This is a genomic window from Acinetobacter sp. Colony158 (genome assembly GCF_019264745.1).
In the GTDB taxonomy this organism is placed as follows: Bacteria; Pseudomonadota; Gammaproteobacteria; order Pseudomonadales; family Moraxellaceae; genus Acinetobacter; species Acinetobacter ursingii.
On the sequence record NZ_CP078523.1, the window covers coordinates 1112182 to 1122616 of the forward strand.

The 10435-nt window shown below is 41.5% G+C and carries 9 protein-coding genes; 4 read left to right on the top strand and 5 right to left on the bottom strand.

Annotated elements, in window-relative coordinates; genetic code table 11:
• The 3 genes from JR005_RS04295 to JR005_RS04305 form a co-directional block, all read left to right on the top strand.
• Positions 1–1494, top strand: a 1494-nt coding sequence (locus JR005_RS04295) for a polysaccharide biosynthesis tyrosine autokinase (protein ID WP_228731750.1), incomplete at its 5' end; no start/stop codon positions are given.
• Positions 1495–1684: 190 nt separating this feature from the next.
• Positions 1685–2392, top strand: coding sequence for an FKBP-type peptidyl-prolyl cis-trans isomerase (locus tag JR005_RS04300; protein ID WP_218665619.1), 708 nt, complete (start codon positions 1685–1687; stop codon positions 2390–2392).
• A gap of 318 nt (positions 2393–2710) precedes the next feature.
• Complete coding sequence (locus JR005_RS04305; RefSeq protein ID WP_034697991.1) at positions 2711–3400, top strand: FKBP-type peptidyl-prolyl cis-trans isomerase; 690 nt, start codon at positions 2711–2713, stop codon at positions 3398–3400.
• A 136-nt stretch (positions 3401–3536) separates the two neighbouring features.
• Here the strand turns inward: JR005_RS04305 and murJ are convergent, their stop codons facing one another.
• Both murJ and ampD read right to left on the bottom strand, forming a co-directional pair.
• Complete coding sequence (gene murJ, locus JR005_RS04310) at positions 3537–5090, bottom strand: murein biosynthesis integral membrane protein MurJ (protein ID WP_171071563.1); 1554 nt, start codon at positions 5088–5090, stop codon at positions 3537–3539.
• A gap of 70 nt (positions 5091–5160) precedes the next feature.
• Positions 5161–5730, bottom strand: coding sequence for a 1,6-anhydro-N-acetylmuramyl-L-alanine amidase AmpD (gene ampD / locus JR005_RS04315; RefSeq protein ID WP_104795216.1), 570 nt, complete (start codon positions 5728–5730; stop codon positions 5161–5163).
• Positions 5731–5891: 161 nt separating this feature from the next.
• Between ampD and nadC the strand changes: the two genes are divergently transcribed.
• Positions 5892–6737, top strand: coding sequence for a carboxylating nicotinate-nucleotide diphosphorylase (nadC, locus tag JR005_RS04320; RefSeq protein WP_004988796.1), 846 nt, complete (start codon positions 5892–5894; stop codon positions 6735–6737).
• Here nadC and JR005_RS04325 read toward each other — a convergent pair.
• The 3 genes from JR005_RS04325 to rph all read right to left on the bottom strand — a co-directional run bounded on the left by JR005_RS04325 (position 6734) and on the right by rph (position 10296).
• Positions 6734–6934, bottom strand: coding sequence for a hypothetical protein (locus tag JR005_RS04325; protein ID WP_005000816.1), 201 nt, complete (start codon positions 6932–6934; stop codon positions 6734–6736). The two genes, nadC and JR005_RS04325, sit on opposite strands and share 4 nt — an antisense overlap.
• A 182-nt stretch (positions 6935–7116) precedes the next feature.
• On the bottom strand, positions 7117–9282 hold the full coding sequence (locus tag JR005_RS04330) for a phosphocholine-specific phospholipase C (protein WP_005000815.1): 2166 nt from the start codon (positions 9280–9282) through the stop codon (positions 7117–7119).
• A gap of 297 nt (positions 9283–9579) precedes the next feature.
• Entirely contained in the window at positions 9580–10296 is a 717-nt protein-coding gene (gene rph, locus JR005_RS04335; protein WP_218665620.1) for a ribonuclease PH, read from the bottom strand.
• Positions 10297–10435 lie beyond the last annotated feature (139 nt).

A 10435-nucleotide genomic window follows, 5' to 3' on the forward strand; every position in this document is an offset into this window, starting at 1 on the left:
GTGGCAGAAAGAGGCAAGATGACAGGTGTACTCGGTCTGACCTATCAAGGGCAGGATCAGAAGCATATTACGCAAGTTTTAAATAATATTTTGACAGTTTATCACGCGCAAAATATTGAAAGAAAATCCTTAGAATCTAAACAAACCTTGAGTTTTCTGGATAAACAATTACCTGAATTACGCAAACAATTGGAAGATTCTGAAAAGAAATTCAACCAGTTCCGTGAACAACATAATACCGTTGATGTCACTCAAGAGTCAGAATTATTGCTTAAGCAAAATATTCAACTTGAAACCATGCGAATTGAATTACAACAGAAACAAGCTGAGCTGGCTGCAAAATACACGCCTGACCATCCATTAATGGCTGAAATTAATGCGCAGGTGGCGACCGTTAATAAAAAACTGGGTGAACTGAATGGAACCTTGAAACGTTTACCAGAACTACAACGCTTATATTTACAGTTATATCGTGACGTCAAGGTCAATACTGAACTTTATACGAATTTACTTAATAGTTATCAGCAACTTAAAATTTCTGAAGCGGGTGAAATTGGTAATGTACGAATTATCGATAATGCAGTTGAGCCGATTAAACCGATTAAACCGAAAAAGCTGATCGTTCTGATTCTGTCTATTTTTGTCGGTGGTTTTATTGGGGTACTGATTGCTTTAACCCGTAATATGTTGCGTACAGGTATTAAAGATTCTGCCCAAATTGAAAATGAACTTGAACTTCCTGTATACGCTACTGTGCCTCGTTCTCCAGTACAAGAAAACCGTTTGGCTGTTTTGAAAAAGAAAAAGAATATTCCTATTCTTGCAGTTAAACACAGTGATGATGTTGCCATTGAAAGCTTACGTAGTATTCGTACTGCGATTCATTTCGCGCTTTCAGGTGCCAAAAATAATATCATTATGATCAGTGGTCCTGCGCCAGAAGTTGGTAAGTCTTTTATCTCGACCAACTTGGCAACGATTTTTGCTCAAAGTGACAAAAAAGTCTTACTGATTGATGCCGATTTACGTCGTGGTTATTTGCATAAATATTTTAATCTGGAGACTCAACCTGGTCTTACCGAATTATTAACCGATCAAGCAACTTTGACGCAAGTAACGCATTCAACTGAAGTGCCAAATTTAAGCTTTATCAGTCGTGGTAAGAGTCCGTCGAATCCCTCTGAGCTACTCAGTTCTCAAAAGTTCCAAACTTTATTGCAAGAACTTTCTCAGCACTATGATCATATTATTCTGGATACACCGCCAGTACTTGCGGTCACAGATGGTATTATTATTTCACAATATACTGGCGTAAATCTGATTGTGGCGCGTCATGCCAAGACGCAAATGAAAGAGCTTGAATTAACGCTCAATCGTTTCGAGCAGGCTGGAACCAAAGTGAATGGCTTTATTCTTAATGATATTCAGCGTTCGGCTAGCGGTAGTTATGGCTATAACTATGCTTATGCCTATAAAGCGGCCAAAGATGATTAATCATTCTTAAGCTCTGTATCGTTAAAAAATCGAATCTACGGGTTCGATTTTTTTATGCAGAATTCAGGATTGGTGTGAAATTAGATAAAAATCCTGTTATTTTTTTTATTAAACAGGATATGCTTAAGGTAGCCATGCTAAGATTGCATGCGATTGATATTTGGTTAAATAAACAACATTTGGAACACTCATGAGTAAAGCCTTACCCATTGCTGTCGCTGTAATTTTAGGCGGTGCTGCACTTATTCCCGTTTACTATGCATCTCAACATCCAGTGGCAGAGGTTGGTTCAAAGGCAGACAAGAATGCCTCGCCTGTTAAAAAAATCAGCTATGCACTGGGATATGAAGTTGCCCACCAAACGCCACCAGAACTTGATGTTAATGCCTTTGTTAGTGGGATTCGTGATGGTCATGACAAGAAACCTGCGGCTTATACTGAACAGGAACTTCAAGCTGCCTATGTAGAGTTTCAACAGCAAATGCAACAAAAACAATTGGAAGATGCGAAAAAAACCGAATCTTCTAATGCGAACTTCTTAACTGAAAATGCCAATAAAGAAGGGGTTAAGACCACTGCATCAGGCTTACAGTATAAAATTATTAAAGAAGGTACGGGTAAACAACCGACAGCGACCTCTGTCGTCAAAGTCCATTACAAAGGTCAATTGACCGATGGTAAAGTGTTTGACAGCTCTTATGATCGTGGTGAACCTGTCGAGTTTCCACTGAATAAAGTCATTCCTGGCTGGACAGAAGGTTTACAACTCCTAAAAGAAGGTGGAAAGGCAACTTTCTATATTCCTGCGCAACTGGCCTATGGTGAACAAGGTGTGCCGGGTATGATTCCACCAAATAGCACTTTAATTTTTGATGTAGAACTGTTAGAAGTTAAATAATTCGTGAGGAAGGAGAGCAGGGTCTGTTGACATTTCACAGATGCGTGCGACAGAGGATATTTTTTAGACGGTACAAGGCATGACTTATGAAATTTAGTCATTCTAAATGAATAAGGCATAACGCAGTAACGGCAAAAAAAGTCCCCGTCCCGAAGGGTTATAGCTAAAACTGCCTCAAAATTCGTTATGAAACTTGACAAGGGAGATGCCATTGCCTGCGTTTCACGCCTCGTTTGAGTTGTTTTAGCGAATAACGCAAGGCATGGCTGAAGTGTCAACAGACCCTGAATACTCTCCTCTTTTATTTTAGGAAGCACAATGAAAAAAACCAGTTTAGCACTCTTATTACTTAGCATGACGGTGACCAGTTTTGCTGCTCCTGTCACATCAAAAAGCCCACAAAAAGACCAATTGGGTTATAGCTATGGTTATGTCATGGGACGTACCAATGCAGATACGCTAAAAGATTTAAATTTAGAAACGTTTATTCAAGGTTTAAAAGAAGGTTCTACAGGCAAAGCCTCTTCTTTAAGCGATGAGGATATGGCTAAAGCCCTAAGTCAATATAAAAAACAGGTTGAATCCAAACAACTGATCGAATTTCAAAAATTAGCACAAGACAATCAAAAACAAGGCCAGACTTTTTTAACTGAAAATGCTAAAAAATCAGGGGTCATCACCACTAAATCAGGTTTACAATATCAAGTACTTCAAGCGGGTACTGGCAAATCGCCAAAAGCAAATTCAAAAGTTAAAGTGAATTATGAAGGTCGCTTACTGGACGGTACCGTATTTGATAGCTCGATCGCACGTAATCATCCTGTTGAATTTCAGCTCAGTCAAGTCATTCAAGGCTGGACAGAAGGCGTACAAACTATGAAAGAAGGCGGAAAAACGCGCTTCTTTATTCCAGCGAATCTAGCCTATGGTGATGTCGGTTCGGGCGATGCGATTGGTCCCAACAGCGTTTTAATTTTTGATATTGAACTGCTACAAGTTTTACCCTAATTTATGATCTATGCGATCTCAAAAAGCATACAATCCTTTTTTACTTAAAAACACAGTCAGATTTGGGCTGTGCTTTTTTATTCTCTATTAAAGATTTCATGACAGCAAAAACATCAAGTTCAATTTAGTAAACTTATCACTCATGGCGTAAGTCGCGTGGTCGAAATCCTGTGGCTAACAGTGCAACACCATAAGCAATCACGCCCAATACACATAAAGCAGCCACTTCAATAATCCGTATCCACTGTGACGACTGACCATCATACCAGTGCAAACCAAGCCATAATGCAGCAATCATCGCAATATTGGCAATGGCATATTGAACTGCCAGTTTTTTCCAATGCCCACCAAATCGAAAAATATTGCGTTTATGCAGATAAAAATAGAGTAATCCTGCATTCACCAATGCCGAACCAGATGAAGCCAATGCCAATGCCATATGCTCGGCATGCCAATTGATTAATTTAAAAAAGCCAATCAACACCACGTTTATAATCGCATTGGCAGCCACGGCCATCAACCCAACACGCACGGGTGTCTTGGTATCCTGCTGCGCATAAAAACCTGGGGCAAAGACTTTAATCAACATAAACGCAATCACACCACCGCTCATACACTGCAATGCCAGAGCGGTCATCTGGGTATCCCGTAGATCAAATTCGCCACGCTGGAACAATGCCTGAATAATCGGGGTAGATAACATGAAGAGCGCAATACTGGCAGGTAATCCCACCAAGACAATGACACGTGCCGCCCAATCTAGCATGCCGCGAAATTTAGCCTGATCCTGTTCTGCATGTCGTGTTGAAAGTGAAGGTAAAATTACCGTACCAATCGCCACACCAATGAGACCGAGCGGTAATTCGGTCATCCGTTCCGCACTATACAGCCATGACACTGAACCATCCTGCATAAAGGATGCCCAGATGGTATTGAGTAATAAATTGATCTGAGTGACCGATACACCAAACAAGGCAGGCAACATCAATTTCATGATGCGTTCTACCCCTTCATGTTTAAAGTCAATTTTGGGTGGAATAAGCAGTTTTTTACGCCACAGTTCAGGAATCTGCACCGCAAGCTGTAAAATACCCGCGCCCAATACAGCCCAACCCAGAGCCATAATCGGTTGTTGCATATACGGCGTCAACCACCACGCTCCCGCGATCATGGCGAGATTGAGTAACACAGGAGAAAATGCAGGTGAGGCAAACGAGCCATAGCTATTTAAAATACTACTGGCAAAAGCGGTCAACGACATAAACATCAGATATGGAATGGTCAGACGAAACAGACTCACTGCCTGATCAAATTTTTCAGGATCATGATGAAAACCGGGCGCATAAGCATAAATGATGACAGGCGCGATAATCATCGCTACTAAGGTCAATAAACTCATGACCAAAAGTAAGCAACCAAAGACTCGACTAATCAAAATCTGAACTTCGGCATGCGCCCGTCCAGTTTTATATTCAGTTAAGACTGGAATAAAGGCCTGAGAAAATGCCCCTTCAGCAAACAGTCGCCGAAAAAAATTGGGAATACGAAAGGCAACCACAAAAGTATCGAAATCCTTCCCTGCGCCAAACACATTGAGCAAGACCATATCCCGAACCAGTCCCAGTACACGAGACAACATCGTCATAGCACTGACAATAAAGGTTGATCGCCATAATGCCATCGCATCCACCCACGGCTAAATACAAAGCCGATATTGTAATGAAAGTAAAAATTTATTTCGTTGTGAAATGATGTCTAGCCTACATTTTTTTTGCATTCAACAGTCGCCGGAAATAAGGCCACTGAAAAAATGAGCCAGGATCAGTCTTACGACCACGTGCAATGTCTGAATGTCCTGCAATATGCTGCTGAATCTTGGGATAAGTTTGCTGTAAAACGGCGGTAATTTCCGCTAATACTTGATATTGTATCTCCTCAAAAGCGAGGTCATCACTGCCTTCAAGCTCTATTCCTATCGAATAATCATTGCATTCGACCTGTGCCAAATAGCTGGAACGTCCTGCATGCCAAGCCCGATCATGAAAATTGACAAACTGAATTACTTCACCAGTTCTTAAAATCAACAAATGTGCGGAAACCTGCATGCCCTCAATCGTTTGAAAATAAGGGTGAATTGACCCATCCAATTGATTTTGAAAAAACTGTTCAATATATCCGCCACCAAACTGAGACGGTGGCAAACTGATGTTATGCACCACAATCAGTTGAATTTCAGCAGATTCAGGACGCTGATTATAGTTTGGAGACGCAATCTGTCTGGCACCAATCAACTGCCCATGTTCAACTCGATATGTTGTGCTTAATGGCATGGTTAGGATGATCCCATCTGGTTTTGAATGCTTCTAGTTTAATCGACTCCTCAAAAATTAAAACGGTGTTGATGGCATATTTATGACAATCGTTTGTGAATTTTGAGAGGGACAGTGCTAATATATCGCTCAATTTTCTGGGTTAATACTGGGTATCAAGTATGAGCATTCCTCAATCTTTGCTAGAACAATCGATTCAAATCAATGTACAACAAGCACTGGCTGAAGACATTGGGGATGGCGATATTACTGCGCTATTGACACCAGAAAATGAACAGGCGACCGCAACGATTATTAGCCGTGAAAATATGGTGTTGGCAGGTCGTCCGTGGGTCGATGCACTGATTTCGCAATATGACCCAACTGTGCAAATTGTATGGTTAAAAGAAGACGGTGACTCGGTTAATGCAGGTGAGGCTTTTTTAAAACTGGCGGGTTCAGCACGTAGCCTATTAACCGTTGAACGCCCTGCGCTAAATTTTATTCAGACTTTATCTGCGGTTGCTACAAAAGCTGCTTTTTATGTAAAACAACTCGAAGGCACTCAGACCAAGTTATTAGACACGCGTAAAACCTTACCCGGCCTACGTATTGCCCAAAAATATGCGGTTGCCATTGGTGGCGGTCAAAACCATCGTTTAGGTTTATTTGATGCGTTTCTCATTAAAGAAAACCATATCATGGCCGCAGGCGGGATTGCCCAAGCGATTGCTCAGGCGCATCGCATCGCACCGAATAAACCCGTTGAAGTTGAAGTTGAAACTTGGGATGAACTCAATCAGGCACTTGAAGCTGGCGCAGATATTGTCATGTTGGATAATTTTAGCCAACAACAAATGATCGATGCGGTTAAACATGTGGCAGGTCGTTGTAAGTTAGAAGCTTCTGGTAATATTACCTTAGATAATCTACGTGAAGTCGCAAGTACTGGTGTAGATTATATTTCGATGGGTGTACTCACCAAAGATGTCAGCGCTGTTGATCTTTCGATGCGGTTTAATGCTTAAGTCTGCTCGGTTTCAATATTTGTTTTTGTGGTTTGATTTTCGATCTTGGTCGCATGCTTAGGCTGGGTCAAAGCTTCTGAAGTTTTGGCTTGAGCCTGCCATGCGGATGGATTGCGTGATGTCTCATTTGGGCGTGGATCACAGGCCATAATGGTAAATGTAATAATGGCAAACAGTACAATAAAACCTTGTAGCATATAGATTTCCCCAATTTCATAGAACGATAAAAATTATTCGCTACTTTAAAATTTAATCATGACCAACTTGAGCAGGCTTTGTTTTTAAGCTGAATCTAAAAGTTATCGTTTGTGAAATAGTTGAGGTTTGTGTAAAAAGGATGCCTGATCGCATCCTTTTTCTTCATTCATTTCCAATTCAATTAGTTTTCAATATAGCCCATATAGGGATCAGAAATTGAATCTTTCTGGGTTTCAATACGCCCTGCAAATCGGCGACTATAGCTCGGATCAACTTCCAGATAGACTGTAAAATCGTACCATCCTCCAAATTCAGTCATATCCCAAACCAATTCTTTTTCTGAGTTCGTGGTTTCAATTGACCATTGCTGATTGGGTAAATAAGCATTGGCTTTTACCTTGAGTTTACTACTCGATTGACCATCATGACGAACTTTTAAAAACAACTTGGCTTCACAGTCTTCCACACACACCCGAATCTCAGGTAAAGCTTGCTGCTGTAAACTTTGATTCAGATTGCCTGTAAATGCACGATGAAAACCATTTGGACCTAAGACCCATAAATCATAGAGACCTTGTTGCGTACTCCATTCATCCTGTAATTGCTTGCCTGCTTCGACCATATAACGGCGAGGAATCGCATCCAGATTTAAACGATCATAGACATGAAAAACTGCTGCTTGTTTACCTGTATTGGCAAATAAAAGCTGTACGCTTTGTCCCGATGGATTGACCTTGGCGCTGGTATGCAAGATATACGGTAATGCTCTGGATGGACGAATCCCCATCTCTTGCTGTGGAAAGACTTGTTGGCTCGGAACAGCAACTTGTGGCAATAGCGACTGTGCCAAGCGAATTGCATCTGCTTCAGTTTTGGCTTTTTTACCTTCAAGTTCGGGAAGCTGTGTGCTATTTGGGGTTTTAAAATCAAACGCAGTGGTTAAATCACCACAAATTGCACGACGATAAGCACTGATATTCGGCTCTTTCACACCAAAACGCTGTTCAAGAAATTGAATAATCGACGTGTGGTCAAATACCTGTGAATTGACCCAACCACCCCGACTCCACGGTGAAATCACATACATCGGCACACGAATCCCCGGCCCGTAGACTCGACCATCTGGCTTGGGTTGAGATTTGGCTGTCGCCACCGCAGGATGGCTAAAATACTCTTGTGATAGAGATTCAGCAGGCAATGTGGTTTTACCATATATCTTGCCTGTATCATCTTTAGATGGCGCACTTGGTGATGGTACGTGATCAAAGAAACCATCATTTTCATCAAAATTGATCAGTAACACGGTTTGTGACCAAATCTCAGGGTTTGCGGTAAGGGCATTGAGCACTTCCTGAATATACCACGCGCCTTGTACTGGACTAGAAGGTCCCGGATGCTCACTATAAGTGGCTGGTGCTACAAGCCAACTGACCTGCGGTAATTTCCCTGTGGCAAGATCTTGCTTAAATGTCCCTAAAAAACCACCATCTGGCATGGTATTGGCAATCCCTTTGTATAAAGGTTGAGTGCTATCAATTTTTTCATCGTAGGCAGGACTAATCAGATCATCATGACTGACAGGTTGACCTGACAACTCATTGGCACGACGATATTGCTTAAAACCCGCCAATGGATTATCCGTAAAATTATCGGGCATATTTTGATAAACTTTCCAACTAACCCCTGCTTGTTGTAAACGCTCAGGATAAGTCGTCCATTCATAACCGCTTGAAGATGCACCCAGACCATCAAATTCATTCACCACCGCAGCGACACCCGCCGCTGGGCCATTGGTACCTGTCCAGATAAACATGCGATTGGGATTGGTTCCTGCATGCATGGCACAGTGATAAGCATCACACAGCGTAAAGGCATTGGCTAAAGCAAACTGAAATTCAACCTCCTGTTTTTTATAATATCCCATGGATTGCGGTTTTTTAAATTTCACCCAGTCTCCCATGCGCCCATGATTCCAAGCATCCTGACCATCTGACCATGAATGCGGTGTACCTGAAACACGCTGAGCATTGCCTAAACGACTATCTAAATGATAAGGCAGGATTTTATTTTGCTTGGCATCATACTGTTCCCAGACTTTACGCTTTTGACTCAATGGAATGCTAAAACGATCACCAAAACCACGGACGCCTTTTAAGGTGCCAAAATAGTTATCAAAAGATCGGTTTTCCTGAGTCAAAATCACCACATGTTTAACATCCTGAATGCTACCTGTTTCTACTTTGGCATCAATGGCGAGTGCTTTCTGGATACTCAAAGGAAAACTGGATAATGCAGCAGTGCCAAATAAAGTCTTGGCAGTATTCAGTACAAAATCACGACGGTTCATTATTTAATCCTTATTTATGATTTTTATTATGGCGCACAGTGCATCGTGCAATTATTTTTAGGCGATTGTGTCGGCTGGGTCGATGATTCATCGTCCTTGCAAGCACTGAGCATGACAGTGCTAATCATGAGAAAAAAACAAAAGAATTTAGACATGGGTCTCTCCATTGAAGAATGGAGACTAGTAAAAAGCTTGAAAATTACAACAATATGATGATTTGATGTCGATTAGATGAAGACATAAAAAAACGCATCCGAAGATGCGTTTTCACTTAAAATATTTCCACTCAAGAAAAGATTACCAGCCCAATGCTTCCTGTTGTTTTTGAATCAGGGTTTGAATGCCTTTTTCAGCCACTTCCAACATGTCATTGGCTTGAGCACGAGTAAATGGTTTTTCTTCAGCTGTGCCTTGAATTTCAATAAATTCGCCCGCTTGGGTCATGACTACATTCAGATCGGTTTGGCAGTTTGAATCTTCTTCATAACAAAGATCCAGTAATACTTCATCCTGATAAATGCCCACAGAAATTGCAGCAACCAAACCTTTTAATGGATCTTGCTTGATTCTTTTCTTCTCTAGTAACACATTCATGGCATCAATTAATGCCACTGCCGCCCCCGTAATGGCTGCGGTACGTGTGCCACCATCGGCTTGAATCACATCGCAGTCGATGGTAATGGTATTTTCACCGAGTTTTTTCAAATCTACCATGGCACGGAGACTACGACCAATCAAACGCTGGATTTCTTGCGTACGGCCACTTTGTTTGCCACGTGCTGCTTCACGGTCGCTACGAGTATGGGTAGAACGTGGCAACATACCATATTCTGCGGTGACCCAACCTTGTCCCTGTCCCTTTAAAAAGCGTGGCACAGATTGATCAACGCTGGCCGTACACAACACCTTGGTATGACCAAATTCGACCAAAACCGAACCTTCAGCATAACGGGTGTAATTTCGCGTAATTTTTACATCACGTAATTGATCAAGTGCTCGTTGGTCAAGACGCATAAATCATCCTTTCATGGCTGCTCATAAGATTGCAGCATAGTATAGCAAAAGCCCCCAATAAAATTGGGCCGAATTCGGCCCAATGTGTTCTTTTTACAAAAGCATTTATTTTGCAAATGAAAAGAGATTTTTCACTTTT